The 25,805-nt window shown below is 71.9% G+C and carries 27 protein-coding genes; 13 read left to right on the top strand and 14 right to left on the bottom strand.

All coding sequences use genetic code 11. The annotated features are described in order from the left end of the window. Positions 1–36 precede the first annotated feature (36 nt). The 5 genes from EDF28_RS04855 (at position 37) to EDF28_RS04835 (ending at position 4,589) form a co-directional block, all read left to right on the top strand. Complete coding sequence (locus EDF28_RS04855; RefSeq protein WP_111087052.1) at positions 37–435, top strand: phage holin family protein; 399 nt, start codon at positions 37–39, stop codon at positions 433–435. A 47-nt stretch (positions 436–482) separates the two neighbouring features. Further along, positions 483–995 (top strand): low molecular weight protein-tyrosine-phosphatase, encoded by a 513-nt coding sequence (locus tag EDF28_RS04850; protein ID WP_123293449.1) that lies wholly within the window; start codon positions 483–485, stop codon positions 993–995. Beyond that, positions 992–2,377, top strand: a complete 1,386-nt coding sequence (gene purB, locus EDF28_RS04845; protein ID WP_123672158.1) for an adenylosuccinate lyase — start codon at positions 992–994, stop codon at positions 2,375–2,377. The genes EDF28_RS04850 and purB overlap by 4 nt, the downstream gene beginning before the upstream one ends. A 134-nt stretch (positions 2,378–2,511) precedes the next feature. Continuing rightward, positions 2,512–3,777 (top strand): hypothetical protein, encoded by a 1,266-nt coding sequence (locus tag EDF28_RS04840; RefSeq protein ID WP_123937356.1) that lies wholly within the window; start codon positions 2,512–2,514, stop codon positions 3,775–3,777. Positions 3,778–3,779: 2 nt separating this feature from the next. Beyond that, positions 3,780–4,589: a L,D-transpeptidase family protein gene (locus EDF28_RS04835; protein WP_260154533.1), complete on the top strand. Its 810-nt coding sequence runs from the start codon at positions 3,780–3,782 to the stop codon at positions 4,587–4,589. A gap of 86 nt (positions 4,590–4,675) precedes the next feature. Here EDF28_RS04835 and EDF28_RS04830 read toward each other — a convergent pair whose 3' ends face one another. Next, complete coding sequence (locus EDF28_RS04830) at positions 4,676–5,590, bottom strand: LysR family transcriptional regulator (RefSeq protein WP_123937355.1); 915 nt, start codon at positions 5,588–5,590, stop codon at positions 4,676–4,678. A 71-nt stretch (positions 5,591–5,661) separates the two neighbouring features. Between EDF28_RS04830 and EDF28_RS04825 the strand changes: the two genes are divergently transcribed. Further along, positions 5,662–6,609, top strand: coding sequence for an EamA family transporter (locus EDF28_RS04825; RefSeq protein ID WP_123937354.1), 948 nt, complete (start codon positions 5,662–5,664; stop codon positions 6,607–6,609). Here the strand turns inward: EDF28_RS04825 and EDF28_RS04820 are convergent. Together EDF28_RS04820 and EDF28_RS04815 are read right to left on the bottom strand one after the other, a co-directional pair. Continuing rightward, positions 6,578–7,555 (bottom strand): epimerase, encoded by a 978-nt coding sequence (locus EDF28_RS04820; RefSeq protein ID WP_123937353.1) that lies wholly within the window; start codon positions 7,553–7,555, stop codon positions 6,578–6,580. The two genes, EDF28_RS04825 and EDF28_RS04820, sit on opposite strands and share 32 nt — an antisense overlap. Before the next feature lies 1 nt (position 7,556). Then, entirely contained in the window at positions 7,557–8,222 is a 666-nt protein-coding gene (locus EDF28_RS04815; RefSeq protein WP_123937352.1) for a DUF4166 domain-containing protein, read from the bottom strand. 47 nt (positions 8,223–8,269) lie between these two features. Between EDF28_RS04815 and EDF28_RS04810 the strand changes: the two genes are divergently transcribed. Next, a complete protein-coding gene (locus tag EDF28_RS04810; RefSeq protein WP_111086907.1) occupies positions 8,270–9,190 on the top strand; it encodes a cation diffusion facilitator family transporter in 921 nt (306 codons plus the stop codon). Between the two features lie 173 nt (positions 9,191–9,363). On the opposite strand, the gene EDF28_RS04805 is transcribed toward EDF28_RS04810, so the two are convergent. Together EDF28_RS04805 and EDF28_RS04800 are read right to left on the bottom strand one after the other, a co-directional pair. Beyond that, a complete protein-coding gene (locus EDF28_RS04805) occupies positions 9,364–9,969 on the bottom strand; it encodes a hypothetical protein (protein WP_123937351.1) in 606 nt (201 codons plus the stop codon). A 131-nt stretch (positions 9,970–10,100) separates the two neighbouring features. Next, on the bottom strand, positions 10,101–11,384 hold the full coding sequence (locus EDF28_RS04800; protein ID WP_123937350.1) for an MFS transporter: 1,284 nt from the start codon (positions 11,382–11,384) through the stop codon (positions 10,101–10,103). A gap of 81 nt (positions 11,385–11,465) precedes the next feature. Here EDF28_RS04800 and EDF28_RS04795 point away from each other — a divergent pair, with 81 nt between their 5' ends. Then, complete coding sequence (locus tag EDF28_RS04795; RefSeq protein ID WP_185094129.1) at positions 11,466–12,344, top strand: LysR family transcriptional regulator; 879 nt, start codon at positions 11,466–11,468, stop codon at positions 12,342–12,344. 72 nt (positions 12,345–12,416) lie between these two features. On the opposite strand, the gene EDF28_RS04790 is transcribed toward EDF28_RS04795, so the two are convergent. From EDF28_RS04790 to EDF28_RS04765, 6 genes are all read right to left on the bottom strand, one after another. After that, positions 12,417–13,184, bottom strand: a complete 768-nt coding sequence (locus EDF28_RS04790; protein WP_123937348.1) for a hypothetical protein — start codon at positions 13,182–13,184, stop codon at positions 12,417–12,419. Continuing rightward, on the bottom strand, positions 13,174–13,713 hold the full coding sequence (locus EDF28_RS04785) for an RNA polymerase sigma factor (RefSeq protein WP_123937347.1): 540 nt from the start codon (positions 13,711–13,713) through the stop codon (positions 13,174–13,176). Before EDF28_RS04785 ends, EDF28_RS04790 begins: the two co-directional genes overlap by 11 nt. Before the next feature lie 123 nt (positions 13,714–13,836). Further along, positions 13,837–14,100, bottom strand: coding sequence for a hypothetical protein (locus tag EDF28_RS04780; protein ID WP_111086912.1), 264 nt, complete (start codon positions 14,098–14,100; stop codon positions 13,837–13,839). Beyond that, the gene (locus tag EDF28_RS04775) at positions 14,097–14,756 is read right to left on the bottom strand and encodes a DUF308 domain-containing protein (protein WP_123293438.1); all 660 of its coding nucleotides are present in this window, start codon (positions 14,754–14,756) and stop codon (positions 14,097–14,099) included. Before EDF28_RS04775 ends, EDF28_RS04780 begins: the two co-directional genes overlap by 4 nt. A gap of 146 nt (positions 14,757–14,902) precedes the next feature. Next, a complete protein-coding gene (locus EDF28_RS04770) occupies positions 14,903–16,867 on the bottom strand; it encodes a lectin-like domain-containing protein (RefSeq protein WP_123937346.1) in 1,965 nt (654 codons plus the stop codon). Positions 16,868–16,976: 109 nt separating this feature from the next. Beyond that, positions 16,977–18,632, bottom strand: a complete 1,656-nt coding sequence (locus tag EDF28_RS04765; protein ID WP_260154532.1) for a glycoside hydrolase family 13 protein — start codon at positions 18,630–18,632, stop codon at positions 16,977–16,979. Between the two features lie 121 nt (positions 18,633–18,753). On the opposite strand from EDF28_RS04765, the gene EDF28_RS04760 reads away from it, so the two are divergent. The 5 genes from EDF28_RS04760 to EDF28_RS04740 all read left to right on the top strand — a co-directional run bounded on the left by EDF28_RS04760 (position 18,754) and on the right by EDF28_RS04740 (position 22,611). Continuing rightward, positions 18,754–19,311 (top strand): NADPH-dependent FMN reductase, encoded by a 558-nt coding sequence (locus tag EDF28_RS04760; protein ID WP_123937344.1) that lies wholly within the window; start codon positions 18,754–18,756, stop codon positions 19,309–19,311. A gap of 152 nt (positions 19,312–19,463) precedes the next feature. After that, positions 19,464–19,976 carry a MarR family winged helix-turn-helix transcriptional regulator gene (locus EDF28_RS04755; RefSeq protein ID WP_123339939.1) on the top strand — a complete coding sequence of 171 codons (513 nt, stop codon included), beginning with the start codon at positions 19,464–19,466 and terminating at the stop codon, positions 19,974–19,976. Positions 19,977–20,087: 111 nt separating this feature from the next. Further along, entirely contained in the window at positions 20,088–20,594 is a 507-nt protein-coding gene (locus EDF28_RS04750) for a Dps family protein (protein WP_123937343.1), read from the top strand. Positions 20,595–20,602: 8 nt separating this feature from the next. Continuing rightward, positions 20,603–21,403, top strand: coding sequence for an SDR family NAD(P)-dependent oxidoreductase (locus tag EDF28_RS04745; protein ID WP_111086919.1), 801 nt, complete (start codon positions 20,603–20,605; stop codon positions 21,401–21,403). 14 nt (positions 21,404–21,417) lie between these two features. Further along, positions 21,418–22,611, top strand: coding sequence for an NAD(P)/FAD-dependent oxidoreductase (locus EDF28_RS04740; RefSeq protein ID WP_123937342.1), 1,194 nt, complete (start codon positions 21,418–21,420; stop codon positions 22,609–22,611). Between the two features lie 97 nt (positions 22,612–22,708). On the opposite strand, the gene EDF28_RS04735 is transcribed toward EDF28_RS04740, so the two are convergent. The 3 genes from EDF28_RS04735 to EDF28_RS04725 all read right to left on the bottom strand — a co-directional run bounded on the left by EDF28_RS04735 (position 22,709) and on the right by EDF28_RS04725 (position 25,708). Further along, positions 22,709–23,788: an alpha/beta fold hydrolase gene (locus EDF28_RS04735; RefSeq protein WP_123937341.1), complete on the bottom strand. Its 1,080-nt coding sequence runs from the start codon at positions 23,786–23,788 to the stop codon at positions 22,709–22,711. A gap of 71 nt (positions 23,789–23,859) precedes the next feature. After that, positions 23,860–24,735, bottom strand: coding sequence for an SMP-30/gluconolactonase/LRE family protein (locus tag EDF28_RS04730; protein ID WP_123937340.1), 876 nt, complete (start codon positions 24,733–24,735; stop codon positions 23,860–23,862). 139 nt (positions 24,736–24,874) lie between these two features. After that, positions 24,875–25,708, bottom strand: coding sequence for a DUF1206 domain-containing protein (locus EDF28_RS04725; RefSeq protein ID WP_123293429.1), 834 nt, complete (start codon positions 25,706–25,708; stop codon positions 24,875–24,877). Positions 25,709–25,805 lie beyond the last annotated feature (97 nt).

Here is a 25,805-nt window from a genome sequence, read left to right as displayed (position 1 = left end):
GGCACGTGCGCGGGGACCGGAGGGCATCATGGGTGCATGCGATTCCTCGTCCGCCTCGTCGTCAACGCCGTGGCCCTCTGGCTCACCACGCTCATCGTCAGCGGCGTCTCCGTCACCGCGTTCGGCGACGGCGGGACCACGGCGACCGTGCTCACCTACCTGCTCGTGGCCTTCGTGTTCGGGCTCGTCAACGCCGTGATCGGCACGCTGATCCGGATCGTGGCGTTCCCGATCTACATCCTGACCCTCGGGCTGATCTCCTTCATCGTGAACGCGATCCTGCTGCTCATCGTCGCGGGCATCTCGGACGCGTTCGGCTTCGGGCTCGAGGTCGAGTCGTTCGGCTGGGGCATCGTCGGGGCCTTCGTGCTCGCCGTCTTCGCCTGGCTGATCGGGCTGTTCGTCCGCCCGGTGCTGAACCGCCAGCGGGCGTGACGCGGACGGACCTCGCGGAGGACACCTCCCTGCGTCATGATGTGACCATGGCCCCGGACGTCGACGCCCCGTTCCGCGTCTCGTTCGTCTGCAGTGGCAACATCTGCCGGTCCCCGATGGCCGGCGTCGTCTTCGCGCAGATCGCCGCGGACGCCGGGCTCGCCGAACGCTTCCACGTCGAGTCGGCCGGCACTGGTGACTGGCACGTCGGCGAACCGGCCGACGAGCGCACGATCGCAGCCCTCGCGGCACGCGGATACGATGGCAGCAGGCATCGCGCCCGTCAGTTCGACCCGGACCGGTTCCCGGACCTCGATCTGGTGGTCGCACTCGACCGCTCCCACGAACGCGTCCTGCGATCGTGGGCACCGACCATGGACGACTCCGCCAAGGTGACGCTCCTGCTGCGGTACGACGACGCCTGGCCCCAGCAGACCGACGTGCCGGACCCGTACTACGCGGACCGGCACGAGTTCGACCGAGTGCTCTCGACCGTCGAACGGGCCTGCCGGGCGCTCTTCCACCAGCTCGAGCCGGCAGTCCGTCAGGGAGCCCCATGACCCCCCTTCCCCCGCAGCCGATCAGCCCGCTCGACGGGCGCTACTACCCGATCGTGCACACGGTGGGCGAGCACCTCTCCGAGGCCGGGCTCAACCGCGCGCGCATCGTGGTCGAGGTCGAGTGGCTGGTCTTCCTGACCGACCACGCGATGTTCACCACCTCGCCGCTCAGCGTCGACGACAAGGCCGCGCTCCGGCGCATCGTGGAGACCTTCGGCCACGACCAGATCGCCGAACTCGCCGAGATCGAGGCGACGACCCGCCACGACGTCAAGGCCGTCGAGTACTTCGTCCGCCGCCGGCTCTCGGAGCTCGGGCTGGACGCGATCGCCGAGCTGACCCACTTCGCCGCCACGAGCGAGGACGTCAACAACCTGTCGTACGCCCTGACCGTGCGCGACACCGTCGACCAGGTCTGGCTGCCGGCGTACCGTGCTGTGCTCGAGAAGCTGCGGACGCTCGCCGTCGAGCTGCGCGCCGTCCCGATGCTCTCCCACACGCACGGGCAGCCCGCGACCCCGTCGACGCTCGGCAAGGAGCTCGCGGTCGTCGTCTACCGGCTCGAGCGCGTCCTGGCCCAGATCGAGGGCGGCGAGTACCTCGGCAAGTTCTCCGGCGCGACCGGCACCTTCTCGGCCCACCTCGCCGCGGACCCCGAGGCCGACTGGCCGACGCTGTCGCGCGAGTTCGTCGAGGGCCTCGGGCTCACCTGGAACCCGCTCACCACGCAGATCGAGTCGCACGACTGGCAGGCCGAGCTGTACGACCGGATCCGGCACGCCAACCGCATCCTGCACAACCTGGCGACCGACGTGTGGACCTACATCTCGATGGGGTACTTCACGCAGATCCCGGTCGCCGGTGCCACCGGCTCGTCGACGATGCCGCACAAGATCAACCCGATCAAGTTCGAGAACGCCGAGGCGAACCTCGAGATCTCGTCGGCGCTGTTCTCCACCCTGTCCGAGACCCTGGTGACGAGCCGTCTGCAGCGCGACCTGACCGACTCGACCACGCAGCGGAACATCGGCGTCGCGTTCGGGCACTCGCTGCTCGCGCTCGACAACCTGCGCCGCGGCCTGGGCGAGATCTCGGTGAACGAGGCCAAGCTCGCCGACGACCTCGACCACAACTGGGAGGTCCTCGCCGAGGCGATCCAGACGGTCATCCGTGCCGAGGTCACCGCCGGGCAGTCGAACATCGAGGACCCCTACGCGATGCTCAAGGACCTCACGCGCGGCAAGCGGGTGACCCAGCAGGACCTCATCGTGTTCGTGAACGGCCTGGACATCTCGGACGGCGCGAAGGCCCGGCTGACGAACCTGACGCCGGCAACGTACACGGGCCTGGCGGACGAACTGGTCGACCACCTCGACGTCTGACGCTGTTCACCTGCACGATGTGAACACTGTGCCCCAAAGGGGTGCGGAATCCTCATGAAGTCGATAGGTTCGTTCCGCTGAGCATCGTCTCAGCACGGGGGCGTCACAGAGGACGACCCCTGTCCTCTGACCGGATGGATCTCCACACCGTGCTTCGTTCCCGCATCACCGCGGCCGCCGTCGGCGCCACCGTGCTCGGCGTCACCGCTGCGCTCGTCCCCACCGTCTCCACCGCGAACCAGACGACCACCGCCGCGTCGGCGATCGTGACCTGGACCGACTCGGCCGCCGACTTCACTGCGGCACCCGAGGGCACCGTCCCGCTGAACGACAAGTGGTACTGGGCGGCACTGTCCGACCCGACCGCCGGCGGGAAGATCACCGACTTCGCGACGCTCGACGAGGACGGCCTGTCGGTCTCCGACGGCGAGGCCGTCGGCCTGGTCCGCGGCCTGACGAAGCCGGTGCCCGGCGGCGAGGTCGGGGCGCTCGCCTCCGGCCTCAGCACCACCACGACCGGGGCGACGAGCTTCGGCCTCGCGATCCAGGAGGGCGGCGACACCAGCGCGCAGACCGTCGTCTTCGCCACCGACGCCCGCAACACCGACGGTGTCAGCGACGGCCTCACCCGGTGGATCGACCCCGCCACCGGCGAGGTCGAGTCGACCTCGAAGCTCGCCACCGACCTGAAGGCAGCAGACGCCGAGGTCGTCGGCTACGTCGTCTACGTCGGCATCGACATCACCGCCGAGGTCCCCGCACCGCCCGCGACCGACGAGCCGACCGAGACGCCCGCCCCGACCGAGACGCCCGCCCCGACCGAGACGCCGGCTCCGACCGAGACCCCCGCGCCCACCGAGACGCCGACGACCGCCCCGACGCCGCCGACCACCGAGGCTCCTGACGCGACCACCGCCCCCGGCGGCGAGCTGAAGAGCCTCGCCTCGCCGCTCGAGTCCGACGCCCAGGCCCTCGCCGCCGACGCCAGCGGTTCGATCTCGGCCCTGCGCATCGACGACACCACGACGTACTTCACGCCGCAGCCCACCGCGGCAGCACGTCTGCTCACCACCTCCGCCACGCTGACCGAGGCCACCACCACCGGTGTCCGCGTGCAGGGCTCGGGCTTCGCCCCGAACGAGGTCGTCACCGCTGCCGTCGGCGACGCAGCCGACGCCGTCGCGATCCCCGGCGTCCAGTTCCGCGCCGACGCTGACGGCAACGTCTCCGGGACCATCGTCCTGCCCGCAGACCTCGTCGACTCGGCCGGCACCTACGTGCTCGGTCTCGTCGGCCTGTCCTCGGGGCAGACGGCCGCGACGACGCTCACCGTGACGGCTGACGCCGCCACGGCGCCGGTCGCCGTGCCGGTGCCCGGAACGGCGACCTTCACGGGCTGATCTTGCCGATCCTCCCGACCGAGCCACGGCGGCGCGCGACACTGATCGCCGCCGCCGTGGCCGTCGTCTGCGCCGGGGCGGTGGCGTTCGTCGCCCTCGGCCCCCTGTCGGCGGCCCCCGCGCCGACCCCGACACGGTCCGTCGCCGCGAGCGCGACGCCGACCCCCACGGCGACACCGGGCCCGACGCGCTCCGCGGGCCCCACCGATGCGGTCGACGCGCCCGCGAGTACCACCGTCGCCGCAGTCCGCGGTGACAGCGTGCCGGTCAGCAGTACGCCCGGTGGCACGGCCACGACCACCCTGTCGAACCCGCAGTCGTCCGGAGCACCACTCGTCTTCCGGGTCGTCGACCAGCAGGACGGCTGGGCGCAGGTACAGCTCGCACAGCGTCCGAACGGCAGCACCGGGTGGGTCCCGACGAGCGCGGTCACCCTCACCGAGGACCCGTACGCGATCGTGGTCACCCGCGCGGAGAACACGCTCGACCTGTACAAGGACGGCAAGGTCGTCGACAGCTACCCCGTCGCGACCGGCACCGGCGGCACCCCGTCGCCGACCGGCCGCTTCGCCCTGACCGAGCTGCTCGCCCCGACGAACAGCGGCTACGGCCCGTACGCGTACGGCACGACGGCGTTCTCGGACGTGCTCAACTCGTTCGGCGGCGGCCCGGGCCAGATCGGCCTGCACGGCACCGACGACAGCTCGAGCATCGGGACCGCTGCCTCGCACGGCTGCATCCGCATGCACAACGCCGACATCAGCGCCCTGGCCGAGCTCCTGCCGCTCGGCACACCGTTCCAGGTGCGCTGAGCGCGTTTCCGCGCACGAAACGGGTCTGCCGTGGCGCACACCCGGACTGGAGGCACGGCGTGCGCCCGGCAGTGGGCGCGACCGTCTCAGGTGGTGACGTCCAGGGCCTCGGCGACCAGTGCCTCCAGGACGGTGCGCACCACGGGGCGGACCGCACGGTCGGGGCGGACCAGCGCCTCGATCCGGCGCCCCGCGCGCACGTCGGCCAGCTCGGCCAGGTGGAACCGGCCGGACGCCCGGGTGCCCGAGGTGTACCGCGGCACGAGCGCGACGCCGTGGCCCGCTGCGACCAGGTTCTCGATGACGGGCAGGTGGATCGTCCGGAAGGCGACGCTCGGCGGGGCGTCCGACGCCGCCGCCATCGCCTGCAGGACCCGGTCGATCGGGTAGCCCTCGGGCACGCCGATCCAGGTCTCGCCGACCACCTCGTCGATCCCGACCCGCTCACGACCGGCGAGCCGGTGTCCCGGTGGCACCGCGACGTCGAGCGGTTCGCGCAGGAGCGGCACGGTCTCGACCGATCCCTGGTCCGCCGGCCGCACCCCGTCCGACCGGTGTCCGACGACGATGTCGTGGTCGGCGGCCAGGGGTGCGAACTCCCCCTCGCTGACGTCCACGTCGACGAGGGCCAGCTCGATGCCGGGGTGCGCGCGCATCCGGGTGAGGACTCCGGGTAGCAGCAGTTCAGCCGCCGACGGGAAGATCGCGAGGTCGACGCGGCCCGTCGCACCGCCCAGGTGCTCCTGCCACGCGGCGTCGACCCGGGCGATCGCCGTGGCGACGCCGGCGGACAGGCCGGCCAGCACCTCGCCGTGGGCGGTGAGCCGGACGCCGCGTCCGATGCGCTCGACGAGCGGGACGCCCACCTGCCGCTGCAGCGTCTGCAGTTGCTGCGACACCGCGCTGGGCGTGCGGTGCGTGGCCTCGGCGACGGCGGTGACGCTGCCGCGCTCGGCAAGTTCGCGCAGGACGGCGAGCAGCTGCACGTCGAAGTCGACCATGCAGGGAGGCTACAACGTCGGTTGCGAACAATTCGCTGGTCCTACACCTTCGGAGCCACCACGATCAGAGCATGACCACCCGTGACCGCCTCCTCGCCCTGGTCGTCGCCGTCGTCTGGGGCCTGAACTTCCCCGCGACCGCGCTCGCCCTCGAGCACTTCCCGCCGTTCCTGCTCGCGGCCCTGCGGTTCACGATCCTGGCGGTCCCCACGCTGCTGTTCGTCCCGCGGCCGAAGATCCCGTTCGGGCGGCTGCTGCTCGTCGGGTTCGGGCTCGGGGTGCTGCAGTTCTCGTTCCTGTACCTGAGCATGGCGTCGGGGATGCCGTCCGGGCTCGCCTCGCTCGTGCTGCAGGCCTCGGCGCCGTTCACCGTGGTGCTCGCCGGGGTGTTCCTGCGCGAACGGCTCACCGGGCGACAGGTCATCGGCGTGACGATCGCGGTCGCCGCCCTCGGCCTGATCGCCCTGCACCGGTCGCAGACGGCGGCCCTGCTGCCGGTGGTGCTGGCGCTGTGCGGCGCGCTCGGGTGGGCGATCGGCAACGTCGCGACCCGACGAGCAGGAGCCGCGAACCCGCTGCACCTGACGCTCTGGTGGTCGGTCGTGCCGCCGATCCCGATGGCCGTGCTGTCGTTCGTGGTCGAGGGGCCGGACCGCATCGGCGCCGCACTCGGCACGGCCTTCACCCCCGAGGCCCTGCCGGCGGACCTCGGCCTGCTCTACATCGTGCTCGTCGCGACCCTGGTCGGCTACGGGATCTGGTCGCGGCTGATGGCGACCTACCCGTCGAGCACGGTCGCGCCGTTCTCGATGCTCGTGCCGGTCGTCGGTGTGCTCGCGTCGTGGGCGGCCTTCGGCGAGGTGCCCGACCTGGTCGAGGTGCTCGCCGGTGCCGTCGTGGTCGGGGCGGTGCTGTGGTCGTCGCGACCGGCGCGGCTGTCAGACGAGCCGGTCCCCACGCCGGTCGACGGGGTCCTGGTGCCGGTGCTCAGCCCCGGTGCTGGCGACGCTCCGCGATGATCCCGGCGAGCGCACCGCGCAGGTGCGGGTACCGGAACTCGTAACCCGCCTGGGTCAACCGCGTCGGCACCACCCATCGGCTCTTGAGCACCAGTTCGGTCTCGGTGCGGATCGCGAAGGACCCGACCTCGAGCATCCACCGTGGCGTCGGCAGTCCGAACCTGCGGCCCACGGCGTCGCGGATCGTCGCCATCACGGTCCGGTTGTCGGACGGGTTCGGGCTCGACACGTTCACCGGCCCCTCGAGCTCCGGGTGGTCGCGGACGAACCGGATCGAGCCGAGGACGTCGGCGATGTGCACCCAGCTGAACCGCTGTCGACCGCGGGTCGGTCGGTGGTGGTGGTACGTCCCTGCCCGCAGCCGAGAACGCGTCGGCACCCAGGCGCCGTCGTACTGCGGCCCACCGAGGCCCGTCTGCGCCAGCCGGAGGAGCGGCACGAGCGCGCTGCCGTCACCGAACACGATCGCCATCCGGAGTGCCACCCGACGGGTCGACGGCAGGTCGGCGCCGAAGAACGCGTCCTCCCACGCGCGCGCCACGGAGACCGAGAAGCCCTCGCCGAGCTCGCCGGTCAGTTCGTCCTGGGGGCGGTCGTCGGCGTGCCGGTAGATCGTCGCCGTCGAGGCGTTCAGCCACAGCGGTGGCGGCTGCTCGGCGGTGCGGATGGCCTCGGCGAGCTCGAGCGTGGTGTCCACCCGCGAGCGCGTGATCTCGGCGCGGTTCCGGCGGCCGTACCGGCAGTTGACGCTCTTGCCCGCCATGTTCACGACGAGGGCTGCACCGTCGACGAGCTCGCGGATGCGCAGGGTGTTGCCCCACACCGCATCACCGGTCCGGCCCACCGTGACGACCTGGTAGCCCTCTTCGGTGAAGGCATCACGCAGGTACTGCCCCACGAACCCGCTCGCTCCCGCGATCACGACGCGGCCCTTCTGGTCGCTCATCTCATCCCCGTCCTGTGTCCGGCGCGATCTCGTACCGGAACGCCCCCTCGTACCGGTACAGCGTGCCGAGCACCGGCGCCGAGAGCACCAGGGACACGCGCTGGAGGTCCGCTTCGTCATCGAATCGTTCCATCAGCGTCACACGTGGTGCGATGAGGGCCGGGAGGCGCACCTCGCGTCCCATCGCACGGAACGTCACGCGCGTGGAGACCAGGCGCAGGGCGCCCGCGTCCGGCCCGTGCGCGTCGACCTCCGCCCGGAGCCGGGCGCTGACGCGCCCGTGGCGACCGAGGTGGTCGACCAGGCCGTCCGGTTCGGCGGTGATGGCGTCCACCATCGTGCGGCTGCCGGAGCGGAACCGGAAGGTGCGGTGCGCGCGGACCGCGGGGCGGGCCTCCCGTCCGGCACGACCACGACGGACGCGAGCCGGGTGGTTCTCGACCGTGAAGGGGACGTCCCGCTCCCAGACCGGGAACATGACGGCATCGCGGGCGAACCAGGCGAGCAGCGGCCACAGCCACCGGCGCGGTGTGCCGACGACGTCGAACACCCCTTCACCGCGGCCGACGTGGCCCGGCGGGATCGCGCCGAAGTACGCCGACAGCCGCGGGTGCAACCGGGCCAGCACGTCGGATGGTGTGGACAGCTCGTAGGGCGACCGGGTCACGTCCCGATCCTGGCATGTCGTCGGTGCCGATCCCTACGATGTGGCACATGGGTCACGACCACGGAGCAGGGCACTCGCACGGGCACGCGTCCGAGCGCGCACTGCTCATCGCGTTCTGCATCTCGGCGACGATCCTGCTGGCCGAGGTCGTCGGCGCCGTCGTCACGGGCTCCCTCGCGCTGCTGGTCGATGCCGGGCACATGGTCGTCGACACCGGTGGGCTCGGCATCGGACTCGTCGCGACGCGGCTCGCCCGCCGCAGCCCGACGACGCAGCGCACGTGGGGCTTCCAACGTGCCGAGGTGCTCGGTGCCACCGCCCAGGCGGCGATCCTGCTCGCGGTCGGCGTCTTCGTGATCATCTCCGCGATCCAACGGCTGTTCGTGCCCGCCGAGATCCACTCCGGGCCGCTCCTCGTGTTCGGCATCATCGGACTCGTCGGCAACTTGGTGGCCTACGGCGTGCTGCTGCGGGCCTCGGGCGAGGGCTTCACCTCGCGCGCCGCCCGGCTCGAGGTCCTCAACGACACCCTCGGCTCGGTCGCCGTCATCGCCGCCGCGGTCGTGCTCATGCTGACCGGGTGGGAGCGTGCCGACTCGGTCGCGGCGATCCTCATCGGCCTGCTCATCCTGCCGCGGGCGATCCGGCTGCTGCGCGAGACCGCGAACGTGCTGCTCGAGTCCACGCCGCCGGGGCTCGACCTCGATGACGTGCGGGGCCACATCCTCGAGCTCGAGCACGTCATCGCCGTGCACGACCTGCACGCGACCCTGGTGGCGACGGGGGTCCCGAACCTGACCGCCCACGTGGTGGTGGACGACGAGTGCTTCTCGACGGCGCACGCTCCGCGGATCCTCGACGAGCTGCAGCAGTGCGTGGCGGAGCACTTCGACGTGCCCGTGGAGCACTCGACCTTCCAGCTGGAGCCCGCGTCGCACCGGCGGCACGAGCACGAGGTGCACGCGTAGGGGTGCTGGCGTGCGTTGTGCTTGTCGACGCGGAACGACTTCGTCGACGTCGTACGACATCGGCGTCGTCGTTCGTTGCACGCGCGCACTGTTGCCGGTGCCCGGAGACGACATCCTCGACGTCGTACGACATCGAGAGTGTCGTTCGGGGTCGGCGTTCGCCCGCGCCCGCGTCAGCAGTCGTCGGTGCGCGTCGGGTACGCCGTGATGACGCGGTCGGTGGTGGCGGAGACGATGACCTTCACGAACGGGTCCGCCTCCGGGCGCGACCCGTCGTCGAACCGCACCGGCGCCGCGTAGCAGACCTTGCCGTCGCCGGCGTCGACCGGGAACCCCGCTCGCGGTGCGACCAGCGCCGTCTGCACGGCCGTGAGCATCGCGTCGTCCCAGTCGCGGGAGCCGTGGCCCGCGACGACCTCCTGCCAGTCGGCGGTGTGTCGCTGCCGAATGTGCTCGTAGCCCTGCGCCGACGTGCCGCACTGCAGCGTGACCCGCCCGAGCGCCGCGGTGTCGTACTGGGCGACGGCCGCCTGGGTCGTGGAGTCGCACCGCGCCAGGGTGGCGTCGCCGGGCAGGTCCGGCCCGGTCCGGGTGATCGTGACGGTGCCGTCGCCGGAGGCGGTTGCAGCGTCACTCGGCGTCCCGGAGCTCGATCCGGCCCCGATGGTCGGGTCGTCCGCGCCTTGCCGCGCCGTCAGGAACAGCCCGCCGGCGAGGAGACCGGCGGCCACCACGGCCGCGATCCCCGTGATCACGGGACGGTTGCGGTTCTGGGGCACGCGCCCAGTATGCCGGGAGTGCGACCCTGACGACGGAACCAGGTTCCGGACACGACACCGCGCGATCGCGTGGTTCGGTGTCCGGGACCTGGTTCCGGGATGCGACGGGCGGACGGGAGGCCCGCCCCGCGTCAGGCGCGCGCGGCCAGTCGGGTGCCGGCGACGACGGCCAGGACGGCGACGAGCACCACGTACCCGATCAGGACGGGCAGGGTCGGGATCACCAGGAGCGCCGCCCCGACGGCCACGACCGGCACCGTCAGCCCGGCGTACGCGATGAGGAACGTGGCCGCGAGCACCCCGCCGCGACGCTCGGGACCGACCAGGGCTCCGGCGCTCGCGATGCTGGCCCGGAAGAGCAGCCCGACCCCGGCGCCCGCCACGACGCCACCGCCGATGAAGCCGGCGACCTGCAGCAGGACCGCGGCGACGGCGAGCACCGCCAGACCGCCGACCAGGAGCACCATGCCGAGTCGGATCTGCGTGCGCTGCGTCAGTCGGGCGAACACGATCTGCGAGACGGCGCTCGCGGCGAACACCCCGAAGGTCGTCGCACCGGCCGCCAGGCGGTCGGTGACGTGGAAGGTGGTGCCGAGGAACGTCGGGGCGACCGAGGTGAAGAGCCCCTGGACCGCGAGGGCCGCGAACGCTGCGGCACCGGCTGCCCAGAACGCGGCGGCCTTGCCCTCCGGCGCCTGCATGCGCTGCGGGCGGTAGGGCACGCGGGTCTCGGGGCGGGCGACGGTCTCCGGCACCACGAGGACGAGCACGAAGGCCACGGTCAGCGCGACGACGAAGACGACGTACGGCACCATGAGCGGCGCTCCGACGAACTCGGCGAGCGCCCCGCCGACGAGGGCGCCGAGCGACAGCCCGCCGAGGTTCACGGCACCGGCGGCGACGCTCGCGCCCTTCGCCGAGTCGGACGAACCGGTCGCACGGACCCGCAGCTCACCGAGGTGGGCGGTCGCCGTGGCGGTGAGCGTGCCGACGCCGAGGCCGGTCACGAGCCGCGCGACGATGAGGCCGGTGACGTCGTTCCAGACCAGGAACAGCACGGCGGCGACGAGCTCGAGCGCGATCGACACGAGGATGAGCGGCTTCCGCCCGTGCACGTCGCTGAGGTGCCCGGCCAGGTACAGGGACCCGACGACCCCGACGCCGTACGCGGCGAAGATGATCGTGGTGGTGAACGTCGGGAAGCCGTCTCGTGCCTGGTAGATGACGTACAGCGGTGCGGGGACGGTCGCGAAGGCCATCACCGACAGGAACGCGAAGGCGACGGCCCAGAAGCCGAAGCCGTGGCGCCGACGGGTGTGCGCACGACGGCCACGCGGGGCCGGGACGCGGTCGCTCGCGGGCGCGGATGCGGTGGCGGGGAGAGCGCCCGTCGGGGTGTCGGTCACGGTTGACATGCTCCGATGATCGCGCGCACCGACCATCGAGTCCAACGGATGCTCTTGATACCGTCCATCGATCGGATCGATGATGGGGAGATGGAGACCCGCCTGCTCGAACAGTTCGTCACCGTCGCCGCCGAGGGCAGCGTGACCCGCGCGGCCGAACGGCTCTGGGCGGCGCAGTCCACGGTGTCGGCCGGGATCGCCTCGCTCGAGCGGACCTTCGGCGTGCGGCTGTTCGACCGCACCGGACGGCACCTCGTCCTCACGACCGCCGGCGAGGACCTGCTCCCCCACGCCCGCGCCGTGCTGGAGTCGCTCGACCGGATGCGCGACCTGGCGACGGTGGACGACGCCGACCTGCGCGGACGGGTGCGGCTCGGCATCTTCACGAGCATGGACATCGTCGACCTGACCGGCGTGCTGCAGCGGTTCCGGCGGCGGCACCCGCTCGTCACCGTGGAGCTCATGACCTCGCCGTCCGGCACGACCGGGCTCGTGCAGGACCTCGTCGCCGGACGGCTCGACCTCGCGTACACCGGGCTGCCGACGGTGCCGGCCGGAGTCGTGGTCGAACCGCTCCGGGAGATGCCGTTCCGCGTCTTCACGGCGTCGGACCACCCGCTGGCCGGGCGCCGGTCGGTGTCGCTCGCCGAGCTCGCGGACGAGCCCTTCGTCGACACCGCGCACGGGTTCGGCAACCGGATCATCCTGGACGGCGCACTCGAACGGCTCGGGATCCGGCGGCGGATCGTCGCCGAGATGAACGACATGCCCGCGGTGATCCGGTTCGCTTCGGCGGGGCTGGGGGTCGGGGTCGTGCCGGACTCCGGGGTGCGGCACGACGGCGCGGTCCTCGAGCTCGAGGACGCGGTCGAACCGCTCCGCATCGGCCTGGCGATCCGCACGAGTCCGGAGCCGAACCGTGCCGTCCGGACGCTCGCACGCGACCTCGTCGCGGCGCGCGTCGTGTGACGCGGCGCCGGTTGGTGGGTCCCACCGACGGACGGGAGGCGCGGGGCGGGTCCGCCACGGGCCTCCCGGCCGTCAGTCCCCCCAGATCGTCACGATGAGAGCGGGCAGGAGCCCGTCGGTCGGGACGTTGGTCTGCTCGATGGTGATCCAGGTGTCACCTCGGGCGAAGTACGTGTACGCCTTTTCCACGCCGTAGGGCTCCACGATCCCGCGGGACTGGCAGAACGTCCCGCCGTCGCGCTCGGTGCACGTCCCCCCGCCGTCGTGCGCCGGGAACTCGTCGATCTCCTGCTGGATGGCGGCCTCGGTGGCGGTCCCGACCCGGACCTCGATCCCCGAGACGTCCGCGCGCGGGTCACGCCACGTGCAGGAGACCTTCGACTCGACGCCTGCCGGGTCCTGGCCGTCGGGGACCCGATCGGTTCCCGACGGCGGATCGGCCTGCGTCAACGGAGTGTCCCCGAAGAAGCGGTCGTAGTCCGCTGCCGAGACGAGCGCGCGACAGTCCGTCGGTATCGTCGCCACGTCCACCGGGGCGCTCGGTGTGGACGTCGGGGTCGGTGCACCGGTGATCGGCGCGGAGGACGGGGTCGTCGCGGTGGGCGAGGGCTCGGGCACCTGCGTCTGGGTGGGCGCGGCGACCGGGGTGTCCTGCTGGGAGAGCGTCAGGGCGACGGCTCCGGTCGCGGTGCCCACGGCCAGGAGCGCCACGACACCGATGACGATGCCGGATCGGCCCCGCCGCCGTGCGGACCGCGGGGTGGCGCGCTCGAGGACGTTCTGCTTCATCGAGACGAGCATGCGCTGCAGGTCGTCTCCCTCGGGAGGTTCAGTGTTCATCGTGCGTCACCACCTTCTTGAGTCGGCGTCGGCTGCGGGAGACCCGCTGCGTGACCGCTCCGACACTGAGTCCGAGCATCTCGGCGGCCTCGGCGTACGAGTACCCCTCGAGCAGGCAGAGCTCGCAGATGCGGCGGTCGGTGGCGGGGAGTGCGGCGATCTCGTCGCGGACCCAGCGCAGGAGGTCACGGGCCTCGTCCTGGTCGGTGGGAGCGGCCAGGTGTTCGGGCAGCTCGTCAGCGCGCCGACGGGCCCGCTTCCGGCCGGTGTTGAAGGCGTGGTTCCGGCAGACGACGAGCAGCCACGGCAACACGGTGTCGGCCGGGAGCTCGAGCGTCACCGCTCGCTGCCAGAGGGTCAGGAACGTGTCCTGCACGATCTCCTCGACGTCGGACCGGTCGTCGACGAGCGCCCAGGCGTACCGGGTGAGCGTGGCGGCGTAGCGGTCGAACACCCGTGCGAGCGCACCGGTGTCCCCTTGCGCGATCGCACGGACGAGTCCTTCGTCCGTGTCGGTGCCGGTCGTCACGTCCACATCCCACCTCCTTCACCCAGAGGTGTCGGCAGGACGCGCGATCCTGACAGGACCGTGGCGGAAACGTGATCCCGGGCGTGTCCGGACCGCGGTGCGATCGACCGCGCCCGATGCGGATCAGTGGAAGTCGTCGCCCTCGCCGTCGCCGGGCGTCTTGTGTCCGCCGAGCATGTCGTTGTCGTCCTGGTCGCTGGTCGACGCGAGCTGGAGCATCGCGAGCACGACGACCACCACGATGAACGCGACGCCGAGGAAGATCACGGCCAGCTGCAGTTCCCGCGTCGAGAACAGCACGACGAGCCCGGTGAACACCGCGATGATCGCGGAGATCCCGAGGAGCTCGACCGGGCGCAGACGGTCACGGCGGCTGGGGGTGGTCATGCGTGTGGTGCTCCGTCCGGGGCGACGGCCGGCGTGGCCGTGCCCCACTTGTGCGAGAGGCCGGCGATCACGTGGAAGACCGCCGTGATGGCGAGGTAGGCGCCGAGCAGGCCGACCAGGACGATCGAGGCGTCCAGCGTGCCGGTGACCTGCTCCACCCCACCGAGCTGCTGCGAGTAGTCCGGCGGGGTGATGAGGAACGCGATCGCGAGCAGCAGGGTGAGTGCGCCGATCGTGGTCCAGTCCCGCGCGAAGGGGGAACGACGACGAGCCCGCAGTCCCTGTGCCAGCTCGAGGGCCCCGGTGAGCACCGCGAAGGCGACGATGACCGAGATGAACGCCGGCAGCCCGAGACCGTTGCCGGCGAACCCGGCGACGGCGGCGAGCAGGGTGATGACGGCCTGCAGCAACGTGGTGCGGCGGGACCGACCGTCGAGCGGGAGCCGCGCGACGCCCGCCCACAGGAGCACGAGTCCCTCGACCAGGGCGAAGCCGGCGAACAGCAGCAGGCCGTAGCCGGCGGCGTGGTTCGTCGAGAAGGTGATGACGAGCGCGACGACCGCGGCGGGCACGGCCCGGAGGATCGGGATCGGCCAGTACCGCGCGCGTTGGGTCGCCTCGTTCACGGTGGTGGCGTCGTCCACGGTGTCGGACACGGGACCTCTTTCAGGCATGCGGATCGTGAGATCGATCCTACCGCCGCGGTGGCAGCCGACCGACCGCCGGGGGTCCCGCAGCACTGAGGATGCTCGAATACCCGGTGGGGTGGCGTCGCCCGAACGACGCCACCCCGTTCGCTGGATCAGGACCGCGGCTGGTCGTCCGTCACCACCGACCGCCGTGCACGCCGACGAGCGAGCCACCAGCACGTCGAACCGGCCGCGACCACCACCGCTGCGAGCGCGGCGAGCAGTCCGAGGTCGTCGACGCCGGTGTACGCGAGGGCGCCGCGTGCGACCTGCGGTCCCGCGTCGGCGACCGGGCCACGGGGATCCCGGTCGCCGTCGTCGTTGCCGTCGTCACCGCGGGGAGCATCCGGCACCGATGCCTCGTCGTCGTCGTCGGGTCCGGGCGCCGGGGACGGGGACGGCGCGGGCCCGTCGTCGTCCTGCTCGACGACGATCGCGACCTCGGTCGACGGGTCGCCGCCGTCCGGGTCCGTCGGGGAGGTCGCTGTGGCCACGTTCACCACGTCGGACCCGTCCCCCTGGTACTCCGGGTCGAGGACGGCACGGAGCCGGAAGTCGTGGGTCTCCCCCACGGCGAGCGCCACGTCCGACCGGCAGGTCACCCGCTGCCCCTCGGCCGTGCAGCCGTCGTCGGACCCGACGAAGCGCATCGCCTCGGGCAGGTCGTCCACCGCGCCGACCTGCTGGGCGACCGACGGTCCGCGGTTCCGTGCGGTCACGGTGTACTCCACCTCGTCGCCGGGTTCGACGGTGGACGGCGACACCGTCTTGTCCGTCTCGACGTGGGCGACGACCGGCGGCGTGGTGACGGTCGTGCTCGCCCGCGAGGTGTTGTCGGACTCGTTCGTGTCGGACAACGACGTCGGTGGTGCGATGGTGGCGACGCTCTCGACCGGCCCCTCGACGCCGTCGGCGATCCGCCCCTCGACCGTCACCACCGCCGAACCACCGCGGGGCAGGTCGAGGTCGGTCGCCACGTCGCCCTGCCCGGACGGGGTGGCGCAGCCAGAGCCCTCCGCCGCCTCGCACGTCCAGGAAGCGCCCTCGATCGTGTCCGGGACGTCCACCTGCAGCGGGCTGGGGTCGGCGGCGTTCGGTCCGGGGTTGCGCGCCGTGACGGTGTACCGGACGGGTTCCCCGGCGACGGCGGTGGCGGGCAGGTCGTGCTCGACGGACAGGTCGGCGGGCTTCCACACCCTGAGGGCGTCCACCTCGTGGTTGTTCACGTGGCTGCCGGTGGCGCCGGCGAACCCGAGGCGGAGGGTGCTCGGCAGCGGTGCCTGGTCGTCCCCGTGCAGGGGGACCGCGTCGAGCACGGTGCGCATCGTCGAGCCGACCTGCAGCCGGACGGTCATCGAGAGCTCGCCGGCGTCCCCGGGCAGCAGGGTGATGCGCACCGTCCGCGGCGTCGACCCGTTCGTCACCGTGCCGCCGGGAGCGGGAGCCCCGGCGACGTACCGGTAGCCCTCGAGCCCGTTGCCGGAGCCGCGGACGACGACGTGGTCCGGCTGGGCTCCCGGCCCGGAGGCGTTGATGCGCGACGAGAAGTTGCCGTAGTGGTCGATCGCGATCCCGGCGAAGCCACCGGGCACCCCCGGCAGGTCGCACAGCCGCCCGCCGCCCTCGGTGGCCTCCTTGCGGCAGGCGTACCCGAGCCCGGCACCGAACGATCCCACGCCCTGTGCCGCTGCACCGTCGGCGAGGTACAGCAGCAGGCCGTCGGCCCCGGGGTCGTCCTTCGCGGTGTGCATCGCGTAGGTGAACTCGATCTCGAGCCCGGTGTCCGAGGGGAACGTGTCGTTCGTCGACCAGGCGCCGGCCTGGTTGCGGACGTCCGCGGTCAGCCGGAGTCGTCCGCCGGAGACCGCGGCGTCACCGTGCAGGGCGCCGCCGGACGCACTGGAGAACTGGTTGACGTAGGGGAAGTCGAGCGTCGCCGCACTCGACCCCGTGGGCAGGATCGTCGGTGCCGCGAGCACGGCGAGCGCGGTCAGCGCGGTGCACGCCGCTGCGAGGCGACGGGCCACCCGTGACCGGACCGGACGTGGGACGGATGCTGGAGCAGTGGGTTCTGTCATGCCCCGATCGTCGCGATCCGGGCGTCACCGGACGGCGGGCCGGAACCGATCTGTGGAACGCGGCCACGGGCCTCCTGGCTGTGGAGGAGAACGGACGGAGCTGGTCCGCTCAGGCCAACCAGACCGTCGTCTCGCCGGGGAGGACACCCGGCAGCACGCCGGCCGCGTCACCGAGCGGCCCGGACGCGACCACGACGTCACCCGACGGCAGCGGCACGGGCGTCGTGCCGAAGTTCGTGACCGACCGCCACCCGTCGTGCCGGGCGAAGGCCACGACGCGGTCGTCGGAGTCCAACCAGGTGAGCTCCTCCCCCTGCTGCAACCGGCGACGCGCGTCGAGCGCTGCCCGGTACAGCGTCAGGGTGGACATGGGATCGCCGTCCTCCGCCTGCACCGACGACGCCCCGAAGTCAGCGGGCTGCGGCAGCAGCGGCGCGACGTCACCGAAGCCGAACGACGGCCCGGAGGTCGTCCACGGGATCGGCACACGGCACCCGTCACGGCCCTTGACGGTGTGTCCGGAGCGGAGCCACTTCGGGTCCTGCAACTGGTCACGCGGGATCGCGGCGGCTTCGTGCAGGCCGAGTTCCTCGCCCTGGTAGACGTACGACGACCCGGGCAGCGCGAGCATCAGCAGGGTCGCGGCGCGGGCTCGGCGCAGGCCCCGCTCGCGGTCGAGCTCGGGGGTGGTCCCGTCCGTCAGCAACCACGCGTCGGTGTCGGTGTCGTCCGGCAGACCGTACCGGCTGGCGTGCCGCACGACGTCGTGGTTCGAGAGCACCCAGGTGCTCGACGCACCGGACTGCTCGGACGCCGCCAGGTTCCGCTCGATGATGCTCCGGAACGCAGCGGCCTCGAACGGCGCCTCGAGCAGGTCGAAGTTGAACGCCTGCCCGAGTTCGGTGGGCCGGGCGTACAGGACGCGTCGCGGGGCCGGTGCCCAGGCCTCGGCGACGGCGGCCCGGGGCGGGTCGTACTCGTCGAGCACGGTGCGCCAGGACGCGAAGACCTCGTGCACCTCGTCGCGGTCGTACAGCGGGTCGGAGCCGTCGAGCGGCAGCGCGTGCTCGTTCGATGCGCGGTACGGCGTCGACAGGTCCTTCGCCAGGCCGTGTGCGACGTCCACCCGGAAGCCGTCGACCCCGCGGTCCGACCAGAAGCGCAGCGTGTCCTCGAAGTCCGCACGGACCTCGGGGTTGGACCAGTCCAGGTCGGGCTGCTCGGGTGCGAAGAGGTGCAGGTACCACTGACCGTCCGCGACCCTGGTCCAGGCGCTCCCGCCGAAGTTCGACACCCAGTCGCTCGGCGGCAGTTCCCCGGCGGGACCGCTTCCGTCGCGGAACACGTACCGCGCCCGTTCCGGCGAGCCCGGCGCGGATGCGAGCGCCGCCCGGAACCACTCGTGCTCGTCCGAGGTGTGGTTCGGCACGATGTCCACGATCACCCGCAGCTCGTGCTCGTGCGCGGCCCGGAGCAGGGCGTCCAGGTCCTCGAGCGAGCCGAGTCGTGGATCGACCGCCCGGTAGTCGGCCACGTCGTACCCGCCGTCGGCGAGGGGCGACGGGAAGAACGGCGAGAGCCAGATCGCGTCGACGCCGAGCGCGGCCAGGTACGGCACGCGGCTGGTGATGCCCGCGACGTCGCCCAGGCCGTCGGCGTTCGAGTCCGCGAAGCTGCGTGGGTAGACCTGGTAGACGACGGCATCGCGCCACCAGTCCGGGTTCGTCGTGCGGGGCGTGCTGGCCGGCGTCCGAAGCGTGCTCACGTCGCCACCGTACCCATCGCCACCGTACCCAGCGGTCTGGGAATAGCACGCCGTACGCTCGGATTGGTTGTCGCAGACACCTTTCCGTCCCAGAACAACGTCTCGAACCAGAAGGATCACCATGACGAACGTCCTCGCACTCGTCGGCAGCCTCCGCGCCGACTCCATCAACCGCAAGCTCGCCGAGGCCGCGGCGCACCACGCGCCGGAGGGCATCGAGGTCACCACGTTCGACGGCATCGTCGACCTGCCGTTCTACAACGAGGACATCGACGGCGACACCCCGCCGGCCGCAGCGGTCGCCTTCCGCGACGCGATCGCCGCCGCGGACGCCGTCCTGCTCGTCACCCCCGAGTACAACGGCACGATCCCGGCCGTCCTGAAGAACGCCCTCGACTGGGCGTCGCGTCCGTTCGGCGCCTCGCCGCTGTCCGGCAAGCCGCTCGCCGCCATCGGTTCCGCGTTCGGGCAGTACGGCGGCGTGTGGGCCCACGACGACGCCCGCAAGGTCGCCGGCATCGCCGGCGCGAAGGTCCTCGAGGACGTCAAGGTCGCGATCCCGCAGTCGGTCGTCCGCTTCGCGGAGACCCACCCGGGCGAGGACGCCGAGGTCACCTCGCTCGTCCAGGGCGCGCTGAACGCACTCGCCGACGCCTCGACCGAGCAGGCCGCCGCGTAGAGCGACCGGGTGCGGTCGACCGCACCACAGGACGGACGGGAGGCCCGTGGCGACCCCGCCACGGGCCTCCCGTCCTGCAGGCGGGAACGAAGCAGGCACACCCACAGGAAGTCGCTAGACGGCCTCCATACGAGACGGACTAGCCTGTGGCAATGGCAACGCAGGAGATCACCGAGGCGTCCGGGTACTGGTTCCCCGACGACGACGCGACCCAGCGCGGGGTCGCCGTGCTCAACGCCCTGCGACGCTACCGGGCCGCCGAGACCGCGATGCGCCGTCGCACCCGCGACTCGATGGGCATGGGCGAGACCGACCTGCTCGCCGTGCGCTTCCTGCTGCAGTCGCAGCGCTCGGGCCGCAGCATCAGCCCGAAGGACCTCGCCGCCTACCTCAAGATCTCGTCGGCCTCGACCACGATCCTGATCGACCGCCTGGTGAAGTCGAACCACGTGCGTCGCGACCCGCACCCCACCGACCGTCGAGCGCTCGTGATCACCCCGACGACCGAGACCGACGACGAGGTCCGCGCGACCCTCGGCATCATGCACCGCCGGATGATGTCGATCGCCGAGGGACTGCCAGCGGACGAGGCACGCATCGTCGCGTCGTTCCTCGAGCAGATGCGCGGCGCCGTCGACCAGGTCGACCCGGCACCGGCCCACTGAGCTCCGCCCCGCGGACACCCCGGGGGACAGTGCGGTTCCGTGCGCACTGAGAGTGGTCACGGCCGCACCGCGTAGACCGGAAGGGTCACCGACGCGAAAGGAGCCACCACCATGCACGCTTCGGACAAGATGGCCAAGAACCTCCAGGCGGTCCTCGTGGACCTCATCGACCTGCACCTCCAGGGCAAGCAGGCCCACTGGAACATCCTCGGAACGAACTTCCGCGACCTGCACCTGCAGCTCGACGAGATCGTCGACGCCGCACGCGAGTTCGCCGACGACACGGCGGAGCGCATGCGCGCCCTGTACGCCGTGCCGGACGGACGCTCGAGCACGGTCGCGGCCTCGAGCCACCTCGACCAGTTCCCCGAGGGCGAGATCACCACGCACGACGCGATCGACCACGTGACGCTCCGCCTCTACCAGGCGACCGGCACCATGCGCGACGTCCACGACGAGGTCGACGACGAAGACCCGACGACCGCGGACCTGCTCCACGGCTTCATCGAGCGCCTCGAGCAGCTCGCGTGGATGGTCTCCGCCGAGAACCGCGCACCGAGCACGCCGCTGGCATCCGCCACGACGCCTGCCGTCGCCGACGCCTCGGCGCACGCCTAGGGGACCGAGTGGACCTCGGCATCCAGGGCAAGACCGCGCTCGTCTTCGGTGCCGACTCCGGCATCGGCTGGAACACGGCTCGCATCCTCCTGGCGGAGGGTGCGACCGTGGTCGTGAGCGACCTCGACCAGGCGCAGCTCGACAACAGCGCCGACCAGCTCGAAGCGCCGCTCGGCAAGCTGCACGCGTTCGCGGCCGACGTCACGAGCGCGGCGAGCCTGGCGGACCTGCACGGCAAGGTGCGGGACGCCGTCGGCGCGATCGACATCCTGGTGCAGTCCTCGGGCGTCACCGGCGCCCAGGGACTGTTCCACGAGATCGACGAGCAGGGTTGGGCCGACACCATCGACGTGGACCTGATGGGTCCGGTCCGCATCACGCGCGAGTTCATCGGCGACCTGCGGCAGGGCGGGTGGGGCCGGATCGTGTACCTCGTGTCCGAGGACGCCTCGCAGCCCTACGACGACGAACTGCCCTACTGCGCCGCGAAGGCCGGGGTCCTGTCGTTCGCGAAGGGCCTGTCGCGCACCTACGCGCAGGAGGGCGTCCTCGTGAACACCGTCAGCCCCGCGTTCATCCACACGCCCATGACGGACGCGATGATGAACAAGCGGGCGAAGGAGACGAACCAGAGCTTCGACGACGCGATCACGAGCTTCCTCGACGAGGAACGTCCGTACATGGAGCTGAAGCGCCGCGGTGAGCCGGAAGAGGTCGCGAACGTCATCGCGTTCCTCTGCTCCGACCTCGCGAGCTTCGTAAACGGCTCCAACTACCGGGTCGACTCCGGCTCGGTCGCCACGATCTGACGCCGGGAGGCACCGTGACCGACTACCGATACCTCATCATCGGCGGCGGGATGGTCGCCGACGCCGCCGCCCGCGGTGTCCGCGAGCTCGACGCCGACGGCACGATCGGCATCCTCAGCGAGGACGTCGACCGGCCCTACGCCCGCCCGGCCCTGTCGAAGAAGCTGTGGACCGACCCGGACTTCAGCTGGGACGAGAAGGTCGACCTGCACACAGAGGAGACCGGGGCGTCGTTCGTCCTCGGCACCGCGGTGACGGGGATCGACCGTGCATCGAAGACCGTGACCACGGCCGACGGCCGGACCCACGGCTACGAGCGGCTGCTCATCGCGACCGGCGGCAAGCCCCGCGGGCTGCCGGGCCTGGAGCCCTCCGACCGGGTGCTCGACTACCGCAGCGCCGACGACTACCGGAAGCTCCGCGAGCTCGCCGACGCCGGGGCGCACGTGGTCGTCGTCGGCGGCGGCTACATCGGCCAGGAGATCACCGCGGGGGTCGTGCAGAACGGTGCCCGCGTCACCCTGGTCGACCCCGACGACATCGTGGGCGGCCGGATGTTCCCGGACGACCTCGCGCGTGCGTTCCAACAGCGCTTCGTCGACGCCGGCGTGGACCTCCGGCTCGGACGCCGGGTCGAGTCCGGCACGCAGACGGCCGATGGCGTCACCCTCACCCTCGACGACGGCACGGTCCTCGATGCCGACGCCGTGGTCGCCGGACTCGGCATCGAGCCCGCCACCCAGCTCGCCGTTGACGCCGGCCTGACGGTGCGTGACGGCATCGTGGTCTCGTCGACGCTGCTCACCGACGACGACTCGGTCTTCGCGGCCGGCGACGTCGCCGAGTACCCGGACCGGATCCTCGGGACCCGCCGGGTCGAGCACGTCGACAACGCGCAGCAGCAGGGTCGGCAGGCCGGCCGGAACCTCGCCGATGCCGACGAGACCTACGACCACACGCCGATGTTCTACTCCGACGTCTTCGACATGGGGTACGAGGCGGTGGGGCAGGTCTCCACGAAGCTCCGGACCGTCGAGGACTGGCAGGACCCGACCGTCACCGGTGTCGTCTACTACCTGGACGACGACGACACGGTGCGCGGCGTGCTGCTCTGGAACGTGTGGGACAAGACCGACGAGGCCCGCAAGGTCCTCGCCGAGGCGAACTCCCTGACGTCGGACATGCTGCCGGGCCGCATCACCGCCTGACCGGCACGCTGGTCGCCCTGGACGCGACCGACGGAGGCCCGGTGCCGGTTCCGTGAACCGGCACCGGGCCTCCTGTACGTCGCCTGCAGTGCCCGTGTCAGCGGTTCGGGTCGGCCTCGGGTGCGACCGCGTCGACGACCGCTTTGCGGTCGGCGGGGTCGACCGGCAGGTCGTCGCCGTCGGCCATCGCGACCGCGTGGGCGGACTTCGCCGCCTCGAGGGTCTCGTCGTCGTTCTTCGCCATGCCGACCAGTTCGACGAAGCGCGACTTCACGAGCATCCACGCCTCGCTCGGACTCAGGCGCGACAGGTCGGACGCCGTCGAGTCGTCGCGCACCCGCTGCAGCGAACCCACCCCGCGGTCCGGCAGCCGGTGGTCGACGTGCGCGACCGCAAGCCGTGCGACCGCGTCGGCCTGGGCGTGCATCACGGAGTGGGCGCCGTCGACGACCTCGCGCAGCACCGCGTAGGGGAACACCCGCGCGAGCCGGCGGATCCAGTCCCGCGGGACCATCGCGTCGTGCTCGCCGCGGACGATGAGGGTGCGCGCCTGCACGTGGGCCGCGCGCTCCTCGATCGGGAACGCGATCATCCGCGGCAGCACCTTCGAGAACCAGTGCCACCCGCACAGCGCGTACGCCGTGATGCCGTGCCACCGGACCGCCGAGGGCTCGTGCAGGGTCGACCGCAGGAACCGGAACGCGGACTGGCGGACCGTGCGCGCGTGCGAGTCGACGACCGGGCTGATGAGCACGAGGTCCGAGATCTCGGGGTGACGCGCCGCGACCTCGGTCACGACCTGGGTGCCCATCGAGTGGCCGACCAGGACAGGGTCGACCAGGCCGAGGTCGTCGATGACCTTCTCGACGGCGTCGGCGTACCGCTCGATCGAGACCTTCCCGCGGAACCGGGGAACGCCCGCGAAGCCGGGCAGGTCGAGGGCGTGCACCGGGCCGTTCTCGTTGAGGTGCGGGGCGAGCCGCTCGTAGTAGGTGGCCGCGATGCCGAGGCCGGCGACGAGCAGGAAGGCGCGCTCCCCCGGCTCGCCGATCGAACTCACGCGGACGTACGTGCCGTCGACCGCGACCCGGTCCACCTCGACGGTGACGTCGGCGTTCTCGGCCTCCGCGAGTTCGCCGGCCGGGTCCGGGGTGGCTGCCGTGCGCTCGTCGTTCACGTGGGTCTCCTCGGGTCGGGCGAGCGCCCACGATACCCGCGGACACCGCCGCAGCGTGCGCTCCCGCCCGGTCAGCCGCTGAAGGTGTTCGCGGGGAACCCGTGCACCCGCGTCGGCACCGCCAGGATCGCCCCCGAGGACGGGTGCTGCTCGAGTTGCTCCTCGGTGAGGTTCTCCCGTGCCGAGGCGACGAAGAGCGTCGACAGGTCGGGGCCGCCGAAGGCCACCGACGTCACGTTCGGGGTGGGCAGCTCGACGGTCTCGAGGTGCGATCCGTCAGGGCCGTACCGCTCCACCCGGCCGCCGCCGTAGACCGCACTCCACGAGCAGCCCTCGTCGTCGCGGACCAGGCCGTCGTGGGCGTGGCCGACGACGAACGGTTCGAGCTCGCCGAGTTCGCCGTCCGGACCGTACGACCCGCAGTAGATCGTCGACGCGCTCGTGTCGGTGACGTACATCACGGTGCCGTCGTCCGACCACTCGAAGCCGTTCGTCACGCCGAAGCCGCCGCGGAGCAGTCGCGTCGTGCCGTCGGCCTCGACCGAGTACAGCGCGCCGTCCGGCTCGCCCGTCGTCAGGTTCATGCTGCCGACCAGGAAGCGGCCGAACGGGTCGCACTTGCCCTCGTTGAACCGGAGCCCGGCCGTGGCGTGCTCGACGCGGGTGAGTTCACGCTCGACCACCCCGTGCTCGTCCGTCACGACGACGGTGTCCCCGAGCGCTGCGACGAAGCCGCCAGAGGCCCGCGGCTGGAAGCTCGCGAGCGGCGGCGGGAGCGGGACCGTCGACACCACGGTGCCGTCGGACTGCGCGGTGACGAGGGTGCCGAGGGTGATGTCGGTCCAGCGGAGCAGCTGCGCCGACGGGTCCCACACGATGCTCTCGGCGAGGACCGCCCGGGCGTCGGAGAAGACGGTCACGGGCCCGGTCGTCGCGCTGGTGTTCATCGGACCGGTCTACCGGCGCCGGCTCCGTGCTCCCTCAGCCGGGCGCGCTGCCCACCAGTTCACGCGCTGGGCGACACCTCACGGGACCGCGGGCGCGTGGAGTGTCGCCTGGCACGAAAGTCCGCAGGGTCCGCTCCGATCAGAGGCGGGCGTACCGCGCGCGGAAGAAGCTGTAGACGCCGAAGGCGAGGAACCCGATGCCGATCGCGACCAGGACGAACACGCCACCGGGCATCGAGCGCACCGCGTCGAACGCCGCGTCGAGGCCCGTCGCCTGCTCCGGGTCGCTCCGCAGTCCGGCCACACCGATGAGCACACCGACGATGACCACGGCGATGCCCTTGCCGACGTACCCGACGACCCCGAGCACCGTGACCACCCGGTCGAGCGTCCCGGACGGTCGGGTGATCTGCTTCCGGAACGTCCGCCGACACCCGATGACCACGAGCCCGATGCCGACCGCGACCGCGATCGCGCCGGCGAGGAGCAGCACGAACACCCCGCCGGGCGTCGCGAGGGTCTTCGCCGCGGCACTCTGCGACGAGCTGCTGGAACTCGACCCGGCGCCGAGGGCGTACGACGCCGACGAGTACGCGATGATGCCGTAGACCACGGCCTTCGCGACGTCCTTCGCCCGGGCGAGCCACCCACGCGTGCTGTCCGACCGGCCGCCGACGACGGCCTCGACGATCAGCCGCACGGTGAGTGCTGCAGTGCCGATCGCGATCAGCCAGAGCAGGAAGACCCCGCCCGGCACGGCAGCGATCTGCTGCAGTGCTCCGGACTGGTCGGTCTCACCGCCGGAGGACGCGTTGCCGATGCCGAGCAGGATCGCGAGGTACCCGATCAGCAGGTGGACGATGCCGCTGCCGACGAAGCCGGCGCGAGCAGTCAGCTCGAACCAGCGGCTGTCCGCCGCTCGTCGGACCTGTCGTCCGGTCTCCCGTGCTGCGTGCTCTGCTGTGTCGCTCATCCGGTCAAGCGTGCCCGACGCGGGCCGGTCTGTCCGGGCCGCGCCGGGCAGTGGACGCGGACCGACGTCGGACGGGCGGCGCGGGGGCGGGCTGCAC

Source organism: Curtobacterium sp. PhB137 (genome assembly GCF_003814955.1).
Classification (GTDB): Bacteria; Actinomycetota; Actinomycetes; order Actinomycetales; family Microbacteriaceae; genus Curtobacterium.
The sequence above is the reverse complement of the archived record's forward strand: the minus strand, read 5'-3'. Positions and strand labels throughout refer to the sequence as shown.

Bases quoted from the DNA above. Each gene is read 5' to 3' on its own strand.
- EDF28_RS04825 (WP_123937354.1), top strand. From the start codon at position 5,662: ATGACCACCCGTGACCGCCTCCTCGCCCTGGTCGTCGCCGTCGTCTGG.
- EDF28_RS04840 (WP_123937356.1), top strand. From the start codon at position 2,512: ATGGATCTCCACACCGTGCTTCGTTCCCGCATCACCGCGGCCGCCGTC.
- EDF28_RS04750 (WP_123937343.1), top strand. From the start codon at position 20,088: ATGCACGCTTCGGACAAGATGGCCAAGAACCTCCAGGCGGTCCTCGTG.
- EDF28_RS04780 (WP_111086912.1), bottom strand. From the start codon at position 14,100: ATGACCACCCCCAGCCGCCGTGACCGTCTGCGCCCGGTCGAGCTCCTC.
- EDF28_RS04790 (WP_123937348.1), bottom strand. From the start codon at position 13,184: ATGAACACTGAACCTCCCGAGGGAGACGACCTGCAGCGCATGCTCGTC.
- EDF28_RS04810 (WP_111086907.1), top strand. From the start codon at position 8,270: ATGGGTCACGACCACGGAGCAGGGCACTCGCACGGGCACGCGTCCGAG.
- purB (WP_123672158.1), top strand. From the start codon at position 992: ATGACCCCCCTTCCCCCGCAGCCGATCAGCCCGCTCGACGGGCGCTAC.
- EDF28_RS04855 (WP_111087052.1), top strand. From the start codon at position 37: ATGCGATTCCTCGTCCGCCTCGTCGTCAACGCCGTGGCCCTCTGGCTC.
- EDF28_RS04760 (WP_123937344.1), top strand. From the start codon at position 18,754: ATGACGAACGTCCTCGCACTCGTCGGCAGCCTCCGCGCCGACTCCATC.
- EDF28_RS04730 (WP_123937340.1), bottom strand. From the start codon at position 24,735: ATGAACACCAGCGCGACGACCGGGCCCGTGACCGTCTTCTCCGACGCC.
- EDF28_RS04800 (WP_123937350.1), bottom strand. From the start codon at position 11,384: ATGTCAACCGTGACCGACACCCCGACGGGCGCTCTCCCCGCCACCGCA.
- EDF28_RS04725 (WP_123293429.1), bottom strand. From the start codon at position 25,708: ATGAGCGACACAGCAGAGCACGCAGCACGGGAGACCGGACGACAGGTC.
- EDF28_RS04850 (WP_123293449.1), top strand. From the start codon at position 483: ATGGCCCCGGACGTCGACGCCCCGTTCCGCGTCTCGTTCGTCTGCAGT.
- EDF28_RS04770 (WP_123937346.1), bottom strand. From the start codon at position 16,867: ATGACAGAACCCACTGCTCCAGCATCCGTCCCACGTCCGGTCCGGTCA.
- EDF28_RS04755 (WP_123339939.1), top strand. From the start codon at position 19,464: ATGGCAACGCAGGAGATCACCGAGGCGTCCGGGTACTGGTTCCCCGAC.
- EDF28_RS04795 (WP_185094129.1), top strand. From the start codon at position 11,466: ATGGAGACCCGCCTGCTCGAACAGTTCGTCACCGTCGCCGCCGAGGGC.
- EDF28_RS04830 (WP_123937355.1), bottom strand. From the start codon at position 5,590: ATGGTCGACTTCGACGTGCAGCTGCTCGCCGTCCTGCGCGAACTTGCC.
- EDF28_RS04820 (WP_123937353.1), bottom strand. From the start codon at position 7,555: ATGAGCGACCAGAAGGGCCGCGTCGTGATCGCGGGAGCGAGCGGGTTC.